A 16,281-nucleotide genomic window follows, 5' to 3' on the forward strand; every position below is an offset into this window, starting at 1 on the left:
CTTGCTGGCACACCGAGTTGCCTGGTTTGGGGGCCGCTTCGCGGCCCAACGGGGATAAATCCCCTCGCCACAAAAAAAGCAATCTTACGGGGCCGATGGCTGCTTGCGCCCCGCCATATGCTTCAAATAACCCACCAGCAAATCCAGCTCCGAGTCCGGTAGCACCGCTGCCGAGAACCCGGGCATCTTGCCTTGGGGCCAATGCCGCATGCCTTGCGGGTCGCGAATGTAGCGTTTGAGGAAATCCCCGGAGAAGTATTCGGTGGGATTGAAAGGAATGTTCAGGTCAGGGCCGAACTGTGCATCGCCAGCGCCATTGAGCCGATGACACGCCAGGCAGTTCTTCTGGAACAGCGCGAAACCTTTATTGATCGGGTCGTCCTTGGCCAGGTTGGGCGCTGGTAGCAGGGCCGGGAAGCGTTCGGCCACCGCCGACAGGCGCTTGATGGTCGCTACCGCGTAGGGCCATTGTTCCGGGCTGATATGACCCGCCTGCGGGTCGGTCCAGACCAAATAGAAAGGCCCGGCACTGGATTTGCCTTCCCCCAGCGACGGCCAGGGCTTGGTCGGGTCCTCGATCGCCAGCCAGGCCCGGGCCCCGCTCTTGTTGAGTAATGGCGCCGCGGGCATCTCGGCGGCGAAGCCGTCCAGGGCAACGGCCTGCAGGTGGTCGTCCGGTTGGATGCCTGTCAACAGTGACGTCAGCGGCACGGCTCGATAACTCATGGGTTTCTTGTAGGAAACGTCCTCAGCAATCTGGACCGTTCGAGCGTCCGGGTGCTTGAGCAGTTCCTCGGTTTGCCAGGTACGCGTGCTCGCGCCCAACTCCAGCACCAGTTGCGCGGCATAAATGGGCGTGCTGAGCAGCAACGCCCCGAACACAATGAGAGCTTTCAAATCGATCGCCTTCCATGTCGAGGGGGGGGGCCGCAAAGGTTGGCACAGCCATCGCAGCTCGAACAGTGAACCCATCACATTTTTTGGCGACACAACGTATTGGATGATGCAGAGGCCCCCGCGCGGGATTTCAGCCAATCACTTTGGTGATATTCGGCAAAATCAACAGCAGCGTCGTGGCAAAGAGAATGAGTCCGGCTTGACGAACTTTCGAATGTTTGAACATGGCTGATCCGCCTTTTTTGTTATGTCCTGAAAACCAGCCTGCATATCCATGACGGCTGGCGGTGCACTTCCTGTTCCGACAAGCGCCTCGGCAAAACCCGACGACTGACTTGTACAAGGATTACATTAGGGGCTGCGGCCGCCTTGGCTTAGATCCAATTCGTATCAGCTTGGTACGTGTCGCTATTAAAACGGCATGAGGCCTATTGCCACCTTCCTGCCTGCCCTTTTGCTAGACAGCTTGCCCACCTGAATCGGTTAACCCGATAGCTCGCTACCGTTCGTCTGAGCGTGGCCGTCAACGCCATTGAGCGCTGTGGTCATTGAATCCGGCGCCGCTGGGCTTATGGTTGGAGGCATCGTATTACCCCGTGGTTCGAGGACGTCATGACCCAAGCTTTGATTTTCGACGCATTACGCACGCCTCGTGGCAAGGGCAAGGCCGATGGCGCCCTGCACAGCGTCAAGCCGGTGAACCTGATGGGGGGGCTGCTCAGCGCCTTGCAGCAGCGCATGGATCTGGACACCAGCCAGGTCGACGACATCGTGCTCGGATGCGTGACGCCAGTGGGCGAGCAGGGGGCCGATATCGCCAAGACCGCTGCGTTGGTAGCCAATTGGGATGTCAGCGTGGCGGGCGTGCAGCTCAATCGGTTTTGCGCCTCGGGCCTGGAAGCGGTGAACCTGGCGGCCATGAAAGTGCGTTCGGGGTTCGAAGACTTGGTGGTGGCCGGCGGCGTCGAATCCATGTCCCGGGTGCCCATGGGCAGCGATGGCGGTGCGTGGGCGCTGGACCCGCAGTCCAACCTGCACGGTCACTTCATTCCCCAGGGCATCGGCGCCGACCTGATCGCCACCCTGGAAGGCTTCAGTCGCGAGGACGTCGACCGCTACGCGCTGCACTCCCAGCAAAAAGCCGCACGCGCCCGGGCCGACGGTTCGTTCGATAAATCCCTGGTGGCCGTGCGGGACCAAAATGGCATCGTGCTGTTGGACCACGACGAATTCATCCGCGCCGACTCCACCCTCGAAGGCCTGGGCAAGCTCAAGCCGAGTTTCGAAGCCATGGGCCAGATGGGCTTCGACGGCACGGCGCTGCGGGTCTACAGCCATGTCGAGCGAATCCATCATGTGCACACGCCGGGCAACAGTTCCGGCATCGTCGACGGTGCGGCGTTGATGTTGATCGGTTCCGAAGCCAAGGGGCGCGCCATGGGCCTGCAACCCCGGGCACGAATCGTCGCCACGGCCGTCACCAGTACCGACCCGACCATCATGCTCACCGGCCCGGCGCCGGCCACGCGCAAGGCACTGGCCAAGGCCGGGCTACGGGTGGAGGACATCGACCTGTTCGAAGTCAACGAAGCCTTCGCCTCGGTGGTGCTCAAGTTCATCCGGGACATGGCCATCGAGCCTGCCAAGGTCAACGTCAACGGTGGCTCCATCGCCCTGGGGCACCCTTTGGGGGCCACCGGCTGCGCCATCCTTGGCACGCTGCTCGACGAGTTGGAGGCGCGTCGCCTGCGCTATGGCCTGGCGACCCTCTGTGTCGGCGGTGGCATGGGCATTGCCACCGTCATCGAACGCCTCTGAGTCCCGATTTCAAGGAACACTTATTCATGACCGCTGCCATCCGTTACGAAATCGCCCAGGACCGGATCGTCGTCCTGACCCTGGACATGCCAGGCCAGAGCGCCAACACCATGAATGCGGTGTACCGTGAGGCCATGGCCGCCTGCGTCGCCCGTTTGCAGGCAGAAAAGGACTCGATTGCCGGTGTGATCATCACCTCGGCCAAGCACACCTTCTTCGCGGGCGGTGACCTCAACGAACTGGTCAAGGTCGGCAAGCCTGAAGCCAAGGCTTTCTACGAGATGGTCTTGCTGCTCAAGGCGCAACTGCGTGCCTTGGAAACCTTGGGAAAGCCCGTGGTGGCGGCCATCAATGGCGCGGCCCTCGGCGGTGGCTGGGAGATCTGCCTGGCCTGCCATCATCGTGTGGCGCTGGACCTGCCATCGGTGCAGCTCGGTCTGCCCGAGGTTACCCTCGGCCTGCTGCCGGGCGGCGGTGGGGTGGTGCGGATGGTGCGTCTGCTCGGTTTGGAAAAGGCCCTGCCGTATCTGCTCGAAGGCAAGAAGGTCAGTGCACAACAAGCGCTGCAGGCCGGTTTGATCCATGAACTGGCGAAGGATCGTGACGAACTGCTGGCCAAGTCCCGGGCCTGGATTCTTGCCAACCCCAGCGTCGTGCAGCCCTGGGATGCCAAGGGCTATCAGCTTCCGGGCGGCACGCCGTCCGACCCGAAAGTCGGGCAAATGTTGGCGATCGCCCCCTCGATCCTGCGCAACAAGACCCAGGGCTGCCTGCCGGCGCCGGAGAAAATCCTCTGCGCAGCGGTGGAGGGCGCCCAGGTGGATTTCGACACTGCCCACCTGATCGAAACCCGCTACTTCACCGAGCTGACCACCGGCCAGGTGGCGAAGAACCTGATCGGTACCTTCTGGTTCCAGCTCAACGAGATCAAGGCTGGCGGCTCTCGCCCACAAGGTTTGGCGCCTTATCTGACGAAAAAAGTCGGCGTGCTCGGCGCCGGTATGATGGGGGCGGGAATCGCCTATGTCAGCGCCGTGGCCGGCATTGCAGTGGTACTCAAGGATGTCGACCTGGCGGCGGCCGAGAAGGGCAAGGCCCGCTCGGCGGCGTTGCTGGATAAAAAGGTCGCCCGCGGCCAACTCTCTGCCGAGCAGCGCGAAGCCACGCTGGCACGGATTCACCCCACCGACAGCAACGCAGACCTGGCCGGTTGCGACCTGATCATCGAAGCGGTGTTTGAAGATCGCGCCCTGAAAGCCTGCGTGTCGGCTGCGGCCCAGGCGGTGGTGGGCGATGATGCGGTGATCGCTTCCAATACCTCGACCTTGCCCATCACCGGCCTGGCCACGGCCGTGCCGGACCCGATGAAGTTCATCGGCCTGCACTTCTTCAGCCCGGTGGAAAAGATGCCGCTGGTGGAGATCATCAAGGGTGCACGCACCAGTGACGCGACCTTGGCCCGGTGTTTCGATTTTGTCCTGCAGATCAACAAGACGCCGATTGTGGTCAACGACAGTCGCGGTTTCTTCACGTCGCGGGTGTTCGGCACCTTTACCAACGAGGGCATCGCCATGCTCGGCGAGGGCGTGAGTGCGCCGATGATCGAGACCGAAGCCCGTAAGGCCGGGATGCCGGTCGGGCCTCTGGCGATCTCTGACGAAGTTTCCCTCAGCCTGATGAGCCATATCCGCGCGCAAACCGCCAAGGACCTGCACGCAGAAGGGAAAACGCCGATTGAGCATCCGGCGTTCGCCGTGATTGACTTGCTGCTCAACGAATACCAGCGGTCGGGCAAGTCCGCCGGTGCCGGTTTCTATGAGTACCCGGCCAATGGGCAAAAGTACCTGTGGCCGCAGCTCAAAAGCCGCTTCGAGCAAGCCGACGGGCAGATTTCACCCCAGGATATCCGTGATCGCCTGCTGTTCATCCAGGCCTTGGAAACCGTGCGCTGCGTGGAGGAGGGGGTGCTGACTTCGACCGCCGACGCCAACATCGGCTCGATCTTCGGCATCGGTTTCGCCGCCTGGACCGGCGGTGCGTTGCAGTTCATCAACCAATACGGCCTGCAAGACTTTGTCGGTCGCGCCCAGTATCTGGCCGAGCAATACGGTGAGCGCTTCTCACCGCCGGCCTTGTTGTTGGAGAAAGCCGCCCGGCACGAACTGTTCTGACAGACTTGGGAAGGGGCTTGCCTTGGAACCTTGTTTCAGGGCAGGCTCTGGGGTGTGCAATATTCCCATCACGTGTCAGGTATTTTTTATGTCGCTACGCATCTGCATTCTGGAAACCGATATCCTGCGTCCGGAACTGGTCGACCAATATCAGGGTTACGGGCAGATGTTCCAGCGCCTGTTTTCACAGCAGCCCATCGCGGCCGAATTCATCGTGTACAACGTGATGGAGGGGCATTACCCCAGCGATGACGAGGTGTTCGACGCTTATCTGGTGACCGGCAGCAAGGCTGACTCCTTTGGCACCGACCCTTGGATTCAAACCCTCAAGACCTACCTGATGGAGCGCTACCAGCGCGGCGATAAACTGCTCGGTGTGTGCTTTGGTCATCAACTGCTGGCGCTGTTGCTGGGTGGCAAGACCGAACGCGCCACCCAGGGCTGGGGCGTCGGCACCCATCGCTACAAACTTGCGGCCAAGGCGCCGTGGATGAACCCGGTGATGGAAGAGCTGACCCTGCTGATCAGCCATCAGGACCAGGTCACCGAACTGCCCGAAAGCGCGACCGTCATCGCCTCCAGCGATTTCTGCCCGTTCGCCGCCTACCACATCAACGATCAGGTGCTGTGCTTCCAGGGCCATCCGGAGTTCATCCATGATTATTCCCGGGCCTTGCTGGAGATTCGCCAGCAACACCTCGGCGAGCAGATCTACAGCCAAGGCGTGGCGAGCCTGGCCCACGAGCACCACGGCACGACGGTGGCGGAGTGGATGATGCGTTTCGTTGCGCACAAGCCGCAGGCCGAGACCAGCCAAGGCTAATTCACTGAGGTCTAATGTGGGAGCGAGCTTGCTCGCGATAGCGGTGGATCAGTTGGCGTTGATGTTGGATGTGCCGCCGTCATCGCGAGCAAGCTCGCTCCCACAGTGGATTTGCGTCGTACACCGATCCAGTGTGGGAGCGAGCTTGCTCGCGATGAATGCCACATAAACCTCACCGAAGAGCGCCCGCCTACAGCCACCCCGACCGCTTGAAACTCGCCCACAACCCCGTACACCCCACCCCGATAAATCCAAGCACCAGAAAATACCCATAGTGCCAGGTCAACTCCGGCATATTTTCGAAGTTCATCCCGTAGATCCCGGCCACTGCCGTGGGAAATGCCAGGATCGCCGCCCACGCCGCGAACTTGCGCTGCACCACGCTCTGGCGCGACGCTTCGAGCAGTACGCCGACTTCGATGGTCTGGCTGGCGATGTCGGCCAGGGTCGCCAGGTCTTCCATTTGCCGCGTGACATGAATCTGCACGTCGCGGAAATACGGGCTCATGTTCTTGTCGATGAAGGGGAAGTCGAGTCGCTGCAACTCTTCGCTGATTTCCACCATCGGCGCTGCATAGCGACGCAGGCGCAACACGTCGCGGCGCAAGCTGTGCAGGTTCTGGATATCCCGCTCATTCAGCGAACTGCACAACACATTGCGTTCAAGCTCATCGATTTCGGCGTGAATGGCTTCACCCACCGGCTGGTAGTTTTCAATCACGAAATCAAGGATGGCGTAGAGGACGAAATCTTCCCCATGTTTCAGCAAGAGCGGACGTGCCTCACAACGCTGTCGGACATGGGCGTAGGACGCTGAGTGACCGTTGCGCGCCGTGATGATGTAGCCCTTGCCGGCGAAGATATGGGTTTCAATGAATTCCAGCTTGCCGTCCTCGCGTATCGGCGAATACGTGACGATAAACAGCGCATCGCCAAAGGTCTCCAGCTTGGGCCGGCTGTGTTTCTCCATGGCGTCTTCGATGGCCAATTCGTGCAGGTTGAATTGACGCTGCAGGTTGGTCAGCTCCAAGGCACTGGGCTCTTCGAGGCCGATCCACACAAAATGACCAGGTTTGGCAGCCCAGGCACTGCCTTCGTCGAGGGTGATATTGGTGACTTTCTTACCGGCGCTGTAGACCGCAGCGGCAACGACTCTACCCATAATGGTGGTTCACTTCTTATTGGAAAATGGCAGTGGCAGGCGACGTCCAGCTTAGCGCGCCCTGTTGCTTGTGAGTCAGCAAAATCTGAAGAGTTCGGCGGTAAAAGAAAACCCGCCGAGGGGGCGGGTTTTCCATTACGCGGCTTGTAACTGCCGGTCCATTGTCGCGATGCATTCGCGCATTTGTTCACGGCATTGGGCGATGAGCCGGGGCATGTCCTCCATGCTCAATCCGGCCGTAGGAATCGTCGGCAATGAGCGTATGAGGATGTCACCGCTGCGCCAGCGATTGAGGCGCATGTGCGTGATGTAGCTGCTGACACACACCGGAATAATCGGGACCCCGGCGGCGATTGCCATCTGGAATGCGCCTTTCTTGAACGGCAGCAGGTCCTCGCCCAGGTTGCGCGTGCCTTCCGGAAAAACCCAGATCGAGGTGTCCTCGTGTTGCAACGTATGTGTGGTGGTCAGCATCGACTGCCGCGCCTTGATCGCGTTGCCACGGTCGATCAACACATTGCCGGCCAGCCAGAACAATTGCCCGAACAGCGGCACCCATTTCAGGCTCTTCTTGCCGATGCACACGGTACGGCGCGGCACCACGTTACCGAACATGAACAGGTCATAGTTGGATTGGTGGTTGGCGATGATCACGCAGCCGTTGGGCTTATCCATCAGCGTGTCGACCTGTGTCCGGACCCGCAGGCCCAAAATGAACATGGCCGGCAATGCGTACAGCCTTGCGCATAAACGACTGTTGTCCGGATTGAACGGTCGGCACAGACCCAGCATCACCCCGAGCACACCCGCCAGGACAAAGTGCAGGCCCATCAACAACATACGCAGTACAAACAGCATCTACAGGGCCCCGTCGGGACAAAAGGTGGCGCAGTGTACGGATGTGCACTGTTTTCGGCAATTGCCCCTACAGAGGTAGGAAATGGACGATGTTTAAGCGCATGTTTCCACATGGCGCGACAGAAGCGGCCTAGAGCGGTTGCGGACTTTTAAACTCTGTACGTAGGAAAAATCCCAACTCTAGGGAAGGGCTGGACCCGTGGTGAGGGAGCTTGCTCCCGCTGGGCTGCGCAGCAGCCCCAAAACCATACGCCGCAGTGCATCAGGAACAAACGGCTGGCAAGTTTTTACGACTGCTGCGCAGCCGAGCGGTAGCAAGCTCCCTGTAAGCCTTGAGTGACCAGAGAGCGTCAGCCCATGTGCTCCTGATCCAGCAAGATCGCGCTGTCCAGGGTATCCAGCAACGCCTTGCGAACTTTCAGCTTGGTGTTCTTGTGGGCGGACATGTTGATTTTCTTCAACTGACGCGCTGCTTCCAGGGCCGCGCCTTGCAGTTCCTCGGCCGACACCACCTTGTCGAGGAAGCCCGCATCCACAGCGCCCTGAGGATTGAACATCTCGGCATTGATCACCGAGCGGTGAAACGCCGACTTGCGCAGACGATCACGAGCCAGTTCGATACCGGCATGGTGCATGGTCATGCCGATCTGCACTTCGTTCAGGCCAATGCTGAACGGCCCTTCCACACCAATGCGGTAGTCCGCCGACAGCAGCAGGAACGCACCTTTGGCCACCGCATGCCCGGGGCAAGCAACAACGACAGGGAAGGGGTGCGACAGCAGGCGACGGGCCAACGTCGAGCCGGCCGTGACCAGGCTTACCGCTTCCTTGGGACCGGCGGTCATCACTTTCAGATCGTAGCCGCCCGACAAAATCCCCGGCTGCCCGGTAATGATCACCACCGCCCGATCCTTCGTCGCCTGGTCCAGCGCAGCGTTGAACGCGGCAATCACATCCGGCGAGATGGCATTGACCTTGCCGTTGTTCAAGGTCAGGGTCGCAATACCGTCTTCGAGATGGTAGGCAATCAAGTCGCTCATGACGCTATTCCTTGTAAGAGAAGTGACGCAGACGTTACCCACCGCCGCAGGCCAGGTAAAGCGCCGTGACTGACTCATCGGTCAGCTCCAAGCCCCGCAAATAGCCTGGCCCGCCCATCCCGCTTCGCCTTCATCTATAGAGCAGCGCCTGCATAGCCCCGAAGATTGGCCGGTTTGCCCTGCCCAGGCGCGTTTGAAATATCCGACCAAGCTTAACCGCATGAAAATTCTGAAAAAAACCTTTGCCATCGGAAAAGCTTTCGACTACATTAGCGCGCCTCGACAGACTGAACAGTTTGTCGAGATACGGTGAAGTGTCCGAGTGGCTTAAGGAGCACGCCTGGAAAGTGTGTATACAGGAAACTGTATCGAGAGTTCGAATCTCTCCTTCACCGCCACATTCAATACACAAAAAGCCCCTGGTTCCCAAGAAACCAGGGGCTTTTTGGTTTCTGGCGTCTGGAAAATACACAAGGTACGTGGAAGATCCAGGAATAAGCATGCTACCCCTGTGGGAGCGAGCTTGCTCGCGATGACGGCCATGCATCCAACATCAAAGTGACTGACCCACCGCTATCGCGAGCAAGCTCGCTCCCACAGTGGCCTGATTACCAAACAGCATCAGGCAACCTCACAGCAGCATCGGGCAAAAGCTTCTGGGCACATGCCGTTAAGGTTCTCTTGGAAGAGCGTCTTATCCACTGCACTGCCGTGAGAGAACATCATGACCACATGGATAAATTTGGCTTGGCGCGTCCAGGCTCTTGCACTGTCTTTAGTGTTTCTAACCAACAACGTCTGGGCTTCGGAAAACGCTGAACATGCCAATACGGATCTGGTCCGCCAAGCGTTCACGAACTGGCAACAAGGCAAAGGCACCGTGTTCGATCTGCTGGCGCCTGACGCCATATGGACCGTTGCCGGATCAAGCCCGGTGTCTACTGTATATAACAGCAAGACAGATTTAATGGAGCGGGCCGTAAGGCCGATCAGCGCTCGGCTGGCCACCCCTATCTCTCCCACCGTCCGAAGCATCATTGCCGAGGACGATGTCGTGGTCGTTCTATGGAACGGAAAGGCCACAGCCCTTGATCAAAGGCCTTACAACAACACCTACCTATGGCACATGACCTTCAAGGACGGCCGGGTCACTGAAGTAACAGCTTTTCTGGATACCTACGTACTGGGCGATCTTTTGCGTCGTGTAAAACCTGTGCAGCAATAAGCAACGCTATGTGTCCGACATTCCAGGCACATCCATGTTGATCTTGCGCCAGGCCGCTTCGGAAAAGCTGTAGACCGAAAACGCGATCAGCCCCAACGCCATCACCATTAAAACCACACCGCCGGCTGGCAGGTTTTGCAGTGCATCGAGGGCGTCTTTCATGCCGGGTGGGTCCATGGCTTTATAAGTCGAACCACTGATGATGAGCAGCAGGGCGATTTCAATGAATACGACCCCGCGGGCGATAAGGCCAAAGCGCGACACCGGGCGCACATAGCGCATAACGTCTTCGTCAGCTTCGAAATACTTCTCGAACGACGCCTTCCAGCCCTTGATGATGTGAGCGATGCCGACGCCAAGCGGTATCAGTGCGATGAGGTATATCAGCACATTCGAATGATCCCAGGACAATAGGCGCGCGAGTAAATCCTGAGTCTCTCCCCCTCCGGAATTGCCTGAGCTTTTAAGACCGCTTATGAGCAACCCCAACGCAAAAAACGCCAGGGCGCCGTTGATCAAGCCTCCAGCCAACAAGCCTGCCCGAATCACCAAGCCTTTGAGCTCTTTACCGTGATGATCAACATCACGGGTTGCCTGTAACAGGCGCCATCCGGCGAAAGCAAGTAAACCCATCACCACCAGGCCGACTAAAGCATGGCCGAATGGCTGGCTTAACAATGCCTCCAGGCTGCTGTGGCTATCCTTCGATTTGCTCGAGTCTTGAGCCGCCAGCAAAGCGAAGATACCAATGATCAGATAGATAACGCCCCGAGCGGCATAGCCACCTCGTGCCAGTAAAACGAGGCTTTGGTGTGGGGACATAGGAGCAGATTCCGAAGAGGTCATACAGGAGCAGACCCATGGTATTGCGAGGGGTTCGATTGGTGTTCGAGCGTCCACGGCTGTGTTTTTTGTGAAGCCGTTCGTTTTTTCGCATAGCGCTAATCAAAAGCTAAGCTTGATCCCGAACAAAAACTGCATATAAGCAGTCTTTTGAAGAGCCGAAATTCCACTCATCCTGAGGTTGCACAATGAGTCTGATCGATTGCCCTGAATGCGCTTCGCGAATTTCCGATAAGGCCTACGCCTGTCCACATTGCGGCAACCCTTTCCGCGAACCGAGCTTCCGTCTGACGGAGAAAAACGTGGGGCAGATTGCCGGGGTGACTGGCGTCTGGCTCACCGCGCCCTGGATCGCACGCATGGTTTTTGGCGTGGTGGCCGTGATCGCAGTGGCCGCGATATTGATCCTGCGCTGATTGCATTTGGGTGGTCAGCTAGCGAGCCGCACAAACGTTCCGCCGAACATAATAATTGTCGAACTCACTGCTTTCGACGAATCGGAAACCATGGCGAATGTAAAAGCGATTCGAGGCGCTTTCTTTAAGGGCGCCAACCCTTATCGGGAGCGCGGCCGCATCCGCTTCCTTGAAAATATGATCGAGGACAGCAGAGCCTATTCCTGACCCTTGCGCATCTGGTATCACATACAAGTGGTCAAGTAAGAGCTCATTGTTGTGATGCTTGACCACAACGAATCCAACCCTCTTTCCCGACACATCAATGTGGTGCGTGTTACGAGGTTCGAAACTACTAATAAACCGCTCGCGTGCGCGTATTGGATCAAATCGCCCCACACGCTCCAGACTTTCGCGCATAGCCTCGATTCGAATACTCACCAGGGAATCCGAGTCGCTTTGTTGAGCGGGGACCAAAATGACTGGATGATTTTGATTGGGCTTGAGGGCCATTCTTCATGCTCTGGTTTGCGTCCGGAAAGCCAGTATAGATAACCTGACGATGCCGGCTCATGGCGTCGAAATACCTAGCCATTGTTCAACGGCAACTGCGGACTGTCCGGATTCAACTGTTGTCGCCTGAACTGCCCCGGCGGCTGGCCATGTATCTGGCGAAAGCGCCTGGAAAAATAAGCCTCGTCGGCAAACCCGCACAACCTCGCCACTTCGCCCACTGGCCGTGTGCCATTGAGCAAGTAATTGCGCGCCGCATGCATTCGACGTTCGAGTACCAGTTCGGTGAAGGTCTTGCCGATTTCCTTGCGCAACCAGTGAGTCAGGTACGTGGGGGACAGGTACGTCGCGGCAGCCACCTTGATCAAGTTGAGATCGGGGTCGGCGATGTTCTTGCGCAAGTACTCGGACATTCTGCCCAGCGCATCGCGTCGGCTGACTTCAGCGGCATTTTCTTCGGCCAAGCGCTTGAGCGGCTCGGCATACAAGGCGCAGACGCTGCCGATCAGTTGCAGCAGCAGGCCCTTGAGCATCTCGCGGGTGCCGAATTGTCGATTCTCGTCCAGTGCGCGCATCTGCGTGATCAACGCGCATACCTTGGCGAAATCGTCGTCGCCGAGAATGAAGTCCAGATGTTCTTGAAAGCGGAACGGTGACAGCTCGGGCGCCAACAGGATCGAAACCTCTTCCAGATCCATGGGATCGCACTGCAAGTGCGGCAGCAGGAACGTCTGGGAGAAGTTGATCACGATGAAATTGCTGTCCGTCGGGTGCGGAATCACGTGCACGCGGTGGGGCAGGATGAAGGCCAGGGTATTGTGTGGAAACGGACGTTCGACGTTGCCAATGTGTTGCACGGTGTCGCCGCCGAGGTTGATCTGGATCTGGAAGTACTCATGGCGGTGTGGGCTGGTTTCCGCGCGCCGGCCCTTTTTGTCGCGGATGTAGAAGTCGGTCAATTCGCTGCGTTGCTGCATGACATAGGTGGGGACTCGGCTCGGTGATGACATCTCCTGGGAATCCTCTGCGGGGCATGGCGGTGATAGCGATTGTGGCGGTGCATATGGCCTATTTTCAAGGTGTTATACGATGACTTGGCGCCTGGACTGAATTTTCTGTAGCCCGAGGATGGAGGGCGGTTGTCCAAAACGAAAAATTCGTATTTAGAGTATTTATCCTTTAAAAACATATAGTTATTTACAATGTAAAAACAGTTTTAAAAAACTCAGTGAGCTTGTTTTTTTGGACAGGTTTCTTGGACCCGGTTTAGACCGGGAAAAATGATCTAACACCTCAGTTGATTTTGAATGGTTGTACGACCACTGTTGGGGCCACGCAACCCGACTCTCCCTCCAAAAACAATCAAAGGTGCGCACATCATGAACCTGTTCCTGCTTCACGTTGACCCTCCCGATTGCGCCTGCGACGGATCCTGTTGCAAGGCCTCTTTGAACACCTGACACCGGCTGTTCGCGCCTCTCATTCCTGTAGCGATTGTTCTGCCCCGGCATCGAGGGCATTGATTTCGGCTGCTCGTAAACATTTCGACGCTTCTAACAATAACGAGGTCCACCATGTCGAACTCCCACACTTCCCAAATTGCCAGCGCTCGGGACGCCGCGGTGCCTGAGCGCCTGCCGTCGCGGCGGCGTTGGTTCATGCTGTCGTTGCTGCTGATCGCGACGATCATCAACTACATCGATCGGGTGAATATTTCGATTGCCGCACCGTTCCTCGCCAAGGACCTGGGCCTGGACAAGATCGAAATGGGCCTGATTTTTTCTGCGTTTGCCTGGACCTACGCCATTGCACTGGTGCCCGCCGGGTTCATCGCCGATCGCTTCGGTTCCAGGTTCACCTATGGGGTGTCGCTGATCAGTTGGTCGACCGTCACCGTGTGCCAGGGTTTTGCCACGGGTTTCGCTTCGCTGTTTGGCCTGCGCCTGGCGGTCGGCGCAATGGAAGCGCCGGCGTTTCCGGCCAACAGCCGGGCGGTCACGGTGTGGTTCCCGGCGCGTGAACGGGGCTTGGCCAGCAGCATTTACGTCTGCGGCCAGTACCTGGGCACGGCGCTGTTTACCGGTGCGTTGCTGTGGCTGGCGACCGCTTATGACTGGCGTCATGTGTTCTACAGCACCGGGGCGCTCGGCATCGTCTTCGGGGTGGCCTGGCTGTTTCTGTATCGCGACCCGATGAACTGCAAGAAAGTCAGCCAGGAAGAACTCAAGTACATCGAGGCCGGGGGCGGGCTGGTCAAAAGCAGCCAAGAGCGCACCCGGTTCAACTGGCGGCAGATCGCCGAGCTGTTCAGCTATCGGCAGGTCTGGGCGATTTGCATCGGTAAGTTCGCCAGCACCTCGGCGCTGTACTTCTTTCTCACCTGGTTCCCCACGTACCTGATCGAAGAACGTCAGCTGACCATGATCAAGGCCGGGATCTTCGCCGTGTTGCCGTTCGTGGGCGCGACGGTAGGCATCCTGCTCGCCGGGATCGTCTCCGACCTGCTGATCCGTCGCGGCTATTCGCTGTCCTTTGCCCGCAAGCTACCGCTGGTGGTCGGCTCGATGCTGGGCATGTCCATCGTGCTGGTGAATTTCACCGATTCGAACGTGATCTGCATCGCCGTGCTGACGATTGCCTTCTTCGCCCAGGGCATCGCTTCGTCCTCATGGGCGGCGGTGTCGGAAGTGGCGCCCAAGGAACTGATCGGACTGACCGGTGGGATCACCAGCCTGGCGGCCAACATCGGCGGGATTGTCACCCCCATCGTGATTGGCGCGATCGTTCACAAGACTGGCTCATTTGCCTTGGCCTTCTGGTTCATCGGCGGTGTGGCGCTGATCGGCACCTTGTCCTATTCGTTGCTGCTTGGCCGTTTGTATCGCATTGAACTCAAGGCGCGCTGAGCCCGGAAAAAAGCTGTTTTTCTCCAACACGAGGCGGCATTCCTCCAACTTAGCCAGGGATTGCCGCCGTACGCTGACGCTTCTATCAGGACTTTTACCAGGATGAACATGCCCGAGTATGTCTTTACCCCGGACCTGCCAGTAACCCTACCGGTTGTCGGCACCCCGCAGCGTTTTCCCGTCGGCCGGGTCTTTTGCGTCGGTCGCAACTACCCTTGGCCCGATACCCAGGGTGAATCCCGCGTGCCACCGGTGTTTTTCATGAAGCCTGCCAGTTGCGTAGTGGACGCGGTCGGTGACGTGACGTTTCCACCAGTGACCGAGGAGTTCGCTCATGAAATCGAATTGGTCGTGGCCATCGGCGAGGGTGGCGCCAATATCCCTGAGGGCCAGGCGCTGGCCTATGTGTGGGGCTACGCGGCGGGTCTGGACCTGACCCGGCGTGATGTCCAGCGCCAGGCCAAGCGCAACGGGTTACCGTGGGAGGGCGCCAAGGTGTTTGACGGCGCCGCGCCGATGACGGCCATCGTGCCGGTGTCGCGGGCAGGGCACCCCGAGGGCGAGTTGTGGCTGAACGTGAACGGTGAAGAACGCCAGCGTGACAGCCTCGACAGCCAGATCTGGTCGGTCAGCGAAGTGATCGCCCGCATCTCCCAATCAGTGGTGCTGCGGGCCGGCGACCTGATCATGACCGGCAGCCCGGCAGGCGTCGATGTGCTGCAGCCGGGTGATGTCATCACGGCCGGCATCGATGGCATCGGCGAACTGGAAATGCGCGTCGGTCCGCGTTTGTCTGACTGAATTCGAGAAGGGAGAATCCACATGTCCAACACATTGAAAGTAGCTTTGGTGACGGGCGCCGGCAGCGGGATTGGCCGAGCGGTGGCCCTGGGCCTGATGGCAGACGGCTACACGCTGGTGCTGGCCGGGCGCCGCCCCGAGCCCTTGCAGGCATTGGTCGAGTTAGCGGCTTGCGAGGGGCGCGAAGCCCTGGCGGTACCCACCGATGTGCGCGATCCGGCCAGTGTCGATGCGCTGTTTGCCGCCATCGCCGAGGCCTTCGGACGCCTGGACGTGGTGTTCAACAACGCCGGCGTCAATGCGCCCGCCGTGCCACTGGATGAGCTGACGTTCGAGCAGTGGCGAAACGTGATCGACACCAACCTCAACGGCGTTTTCCTGTGCGCCCGTGGTGCCTTCGGCCTGATGCGCCGGCAACAGCCCCAGGGTGGACGGATCATCAACAACGGATCGATCTCGGCCCACACCCCACGGCCGTTCAGCAGCGCCTACACCGCCAGTAAACACGCGGTGCTGGGGCTGACCAAATCCCTGGCCCTGGACGGACGCGAATACAACATCGCCTGCAGCCAGATCGACATCGGCAACGCCCTCACCGAAATGTCCGTGCGCATGACCAAGGGCGTGCGCCAGGCCAACGGCAGCATCGCGGTGGAGCCGATGGTGGACGTCAAACACGTGGCCGACGCGGTGCGCTACATCGCTGGCCTGCCGTTGTCGGCCAACGTCTTGAACATGACCGTCATGGCCACGGCCATGCCATTTGCCGGTCGCGGTTGAGCCTGCGCGGTTCATTTTGAGGACATGCACTCGCCACACTGATTCGAGC

Annotated in this window: 15 protein-coding genes and 1 tRNA gene; 9 read left to right on the top strand and 7 right to left on the bottom strand. The window is 58.9% G+C overall.

Going from position 1 to position 16,281, the window contains the following annotated elements; genetic code table 11:
- Positions 1 to 84: 84 nt before the first annotated feature.
- Positions 85 to 897, bottom strand: a complete 813-nt coding sequence (locus AC3A5O_RS23120) for a c-type cytochrome (RefSeq protein WP_305482356.1) — start codon at positions 895 to 897, stop codon at positions 85 to 87.
- Between the two features lie 612 nt (positions 898 to 1,509).
- Between AC3A5O_RS23120 and AC3A5O_RS23125 the strand changes: the two genes are divergently transcribed.
- The 3 genes from AC3A5O_RS23125 (at position 1,510) to AC3A5O_RS23135 (ending at position 5,709) form a co-directional block, all read left to right on the top strand.
- Positions 1,510 to 2,715, top strand: coding sequence for an acetyl-CoA C-acetyltransferase (locus AC3A5O_RS23125; protein WP_460082581.1), 1,206 nt, complete (start codon positions 1,510 to 1,512; stop codon positions 2,713 to 2,715).
- 26 nt (positions 2,716 to 2,741) lie between these two features.
- Positions 2,742 to 4,886: a 3-hydroxyacyl-CoA dehydrogenase NAD-binding domain-containing protein gene (locus tag AC3A5O_RS23130; protein WP_460082583.1), complete on the top strand. Its 2,145-nt coding sequence runs from the start codon at positions 2,742 to 2,744 to the stop codon at positions 4,884 to 4,886.
- Between the two features lie 88 nt (positions 4,887 to 4,974).
- Positions 4,975 to 5,709, top strand: coding sequence for an amidotransferase (locus tag AC3A5O_RS23135; protein ID WP_122568646.1), 735 nt, complete (start codon positions 4,975 to 4,977; stop codon positions 5,707 to 5,709).
- Between the two features lie 190 nt (positions 5,710 to 5,899).
- Here the strand turns inward: AC3A5O_RS23135 and AC3A5O_RS23140 are convergent, their stop codons facing one another.
- The 3 genes from AC3A5O_RS23140 to AC3A5O_RS23150 all read right to left on the bottom strand — a co-directional run bounded on the left by AC3A5O_RS23140 (position 5,900) and on the right by AC3A5O_RS23150 (position 8,769).
- Entirely contained in the window at positions 5,900 to 6,871 is a 972-nt protein-coding gene (locus AC3A5O_RS23140; protein WP_122568648.1) for a magnesium and cobalt transport protein CorA, read from the bottom strand.
- 135 nt (positions 6,872 to 7,006) lie between these two features.
- Positions 7,007 to 7,729, bottom strand: a complete 723-nt coding sequence (locus AC3A5O_RS23145; RefSeq protein WP_122568649.1) for a 1-acylglycerol-3-phosphate O-acyltransferase — start codon at positions 7,727 to 7,729, stop codon at positions 7,007 to 7,009.
- Between the two features lie 350 nt (positions 7,730 to 8,079).
- Positions 8,080 to 8,769 (bottom strand): crotonase/enoyl-CoA hydratase family protein, encoded by a 690-nt coding sequence (locus tag AC3A5O_RS23150; protein ID WP_305467837.1) that lies wholly within the window; start codon positions 8,767 to 8,769, stop codon positions 8,080 to 8,082.
- Between the two features lie 308 nt (positions 8,770 to 9,077).
- Here AC3A5O_RS23150 and AC3A5O_RS23155 point away from each other — a divergent pair.
- Positions 9,078 to 9,167 (top strand) — tRNA-Ser (locus AC3A5O_RS23155).
- Between the two features lie 326 nt (positions 9,168 to 9,493).
- Positions 9,494 to 9,994, top strand: a complete 501-nt coding sequence (locus tag AC3A5O_RS23160) for a nuclear transport factor 2 family protein (protein ID WP_487753773.1) — start codon at positions 9,494 to 9,496, stop codon at positions 9,992 to 9,994.
- 6 nt (positions 9,995 to 10,000) lie between these two features.
- On the opposite strand, the gene AC3A5O_RS23165 is transcribed toward AC3A5O_RS23160, so the two are convergent.
- On the bottom strand, positions 10,001 to 10,816 hold the full coding sequence (locus AC3A5O_RS23165; RefSeq protein ID WP_305490879.1) for a DUF1206 domain-containing protein: 816 nt from the start codon (positions 10,814 to 10,816) through the stop codon (positions 10,001 to 10,003).
- 209 nt (positions 10,817 to 11,025) lie between these two features.
- Here AC3A5O_RS23165 and AC3A5O_RS23170 point away from each other — a divergent pair, with 209 nt between their 5' ends.
- Entirely contained in the window at positions 11,026 to 11,253 is a 228-nt protein-coding gene (locus AC3A5O_RS23170) for a zinc ribbon domain-containing protein (RefSeq protein WP_487753774.1), read from the top strand.
- A gap of 18 nt (positions 11,254 to 11,271) precedes the next feature.
- Here AC3A5O_RS23170 and AC3A5O_RS23175 read toward each other — a convergent pair whose 3' ends face one another.
- Together AC3A5O_RS23175 and AC3A5O_RS23180 are read right to left on the bottom strand one after the other, a co-directional pair.
- Positions 11,272 to 11,745: a GNAT family N-acetyltransferase gene (locus tag AC3A5O_RS23175; RefSeq protein ID WP_354339633.1), complete on the bottom strand. Its 474-nt coding sequence runs from the start codon at positions 11,743 to 11,745 to the stop codon at positions 11,272 to 11,274.
- Positions 11,746 to 11,819: 74 nt separating this feature from the next.
- Positions 11,820 to 12,755 (bottom strand): helix-turn-helix transcriptional regulator, encoded by a 936-nt coding sequence (locus tag AC3A5O_RS23180; RefSeq protein ID WP_487753775.1) that lies wholly within the window; start codon positions 12,753 to 12,755, stop codon positions 11,820 to 11,822.
- A 564-nt stretch (positions 12,756 to 13,319) separates the two neighbouring features.
- On the opposite strand from AC3A5O_RS23180, the gene AC3A5O_RS23185 reads away from it, so the two are divergent.
- From AC3A5O_RS23185 to AC3A5O_RS23195, 3 genes are all read left to right on the top strand, one after another.
- The gene (locus AC3A5O_RS23185) at positions 13,320 to 14,651 is read left to right on the top strand and encodes an MFS transporter (RefSeq protein WP_487753776.1); all 1,332 of its coding nucleotides are present in this window, start codon (positions 13,320 to 13,322) and stop codon (positions 14,649 to 14,651) included.
- 102 nt (positions 14,652 to 14,753) lie between these two features.
- Positions 14,754 to 15,452 carry a fumarylacetoacetate hydrolase family protein gene (locus tag AC3A5O_RS23190; RefSeq protein ID WP_487753777.1) on the top strand — a complete coding sequence of 233 codons (699 nt, stop codon included), beginning with the start codon at positions 14,754 to 14,756 and terminating at the stop codon, positions 15,450 to 15,452.
- A gap of 21 nt (positions 15,453 to 15,473) precedes the next feature.
- Positions 15,474 to 16,232 carry an SDR family oxidoreductase gene (locus tag AC3A5O_RS23195; protein WP_487753778.1) on the top strand — a complete coding sequence of 253 codons (759 nt, stop codon included), beginning with the start codon at positions 15,474 to 15,476 and terminating at the stop codon, positions 16,230 to 16,232.
- The last annotated feature ends 49 nt before the right edge of the window (positions 16,233 to 16,281 follow it).

It is taken from the genome of Pseudomonas sp. Soil_N_39, assembly GCF_057655955.1.

What these genes read in the sequence shown, in the direction of transcription:
- AC3A5O_RS23125 (WP_460082581.1), top strand. Translation starts at nt 1,510, where the DNA reads ATGACCCAAGCTTTGATTTTCGACGCATTACGCACGCCTCGTGGCAAG.
- AC3A5O_RS23130 (WP_460082583.1), top strand. Translation starts at nt 2,742, where the DNA reads ATGACCGCTGCCATCCGTTACGAAATCGCCCAGGACCGGATCGTCGTC.
- AC3A5O_RS23135 (WP_122568646.1), top strand. Translation starts at nt 4,975, where the DNA reads ATGTCGCTACGCATCTGCATTCTGGAAACCGATATCCTGCGTCCGGAA.
- AC3A5O_RS23140 (WP_122568648.1), bottom strand. Translation starts at nt 6,871, where the DNA reads ATGGGTAGAGTCGTTGCCGCTGCGGTCTACAGCGCCGGTAAGAAAGTC.
- AC3A5O_RS23145 (WP_122568649.1), bottom strand. Translation starts at nt 7,729, where the DNA reads ATGCTGTTTGTACTGCGTATGTTGTTGATGGGCCTGCACTTTGTCCTG.
- AC3A5O_RS23150 (WP_305467837.1), bottom strand. Translation starts at nt 8,769, where the DNA reads ATGAGCGACTTGATTGCCTACCATCTCGAAGACGGTATTGCGACCCTG.
- AC3A5O_RS23160 (WP_487753773.1), top strand. Translation starts at nt 9,494, where the DNA reads ATGACCACATGGATAAATTTGGCTTGGCGCGTCCAGGCTCTTGCACTG.
- AC3A5O_RS23165 (WP_305490879.1), bottom strand. Translation starts at nt 10,816, where the DNA reads ATGTCCCCACACCAAAGCCTCGTTTTACTGGCACGAGGTGGCTATGCC.
- AC3A5O_RS23170 (WP_487753774.1), top strand. Translation starts at nt 11,026, where the DNA reads ATGAGTCTGATCGATTGCCCTGAATGCGCTTCGCGAATTTCCGATAAG.
- AC3A5O_RS23175 (WP_354339633.1), bottom strand. Translation starts at nt 11,745, where the DNA reads ATGGCCCTCAAGCCCAATCAAAATCATCCAGTCATTTTGGTCCCCGCT.
- AC3A5O_RS23180 (WP_487753775.1), bottom strand. Translation starts at nt 12,755, where the DNA reads ATGTCATCACCGAGCCGAGTCCCCACCTATGTCATGCAGCAACGCAGC.
- AC3A5O_RS23185 (WP_487753776.1), top strand. Translation starts at nt 13,320, where the DNA reads ATGTCGAACTCCCACACTTCCCAAATTGCCAGCGCTCGGGACGCCGCG.
- AC3A5O_RS23190 (WP_487753777.1), top strand. Translation starts at nt 14,754, where the DNA reads ATGAACATGCCCGAGTATGTCTTTACCCCGGACCTGCCAGTAACCCTA.
- AC3A5O_RS23195 (WP_487753778.1), top strand. Translation starts at nt 15,474, where the DNA reads ATGTCCAACACATTGAAAGTAGCTTTGGTGACGGGCGCCGGCAGCGGG.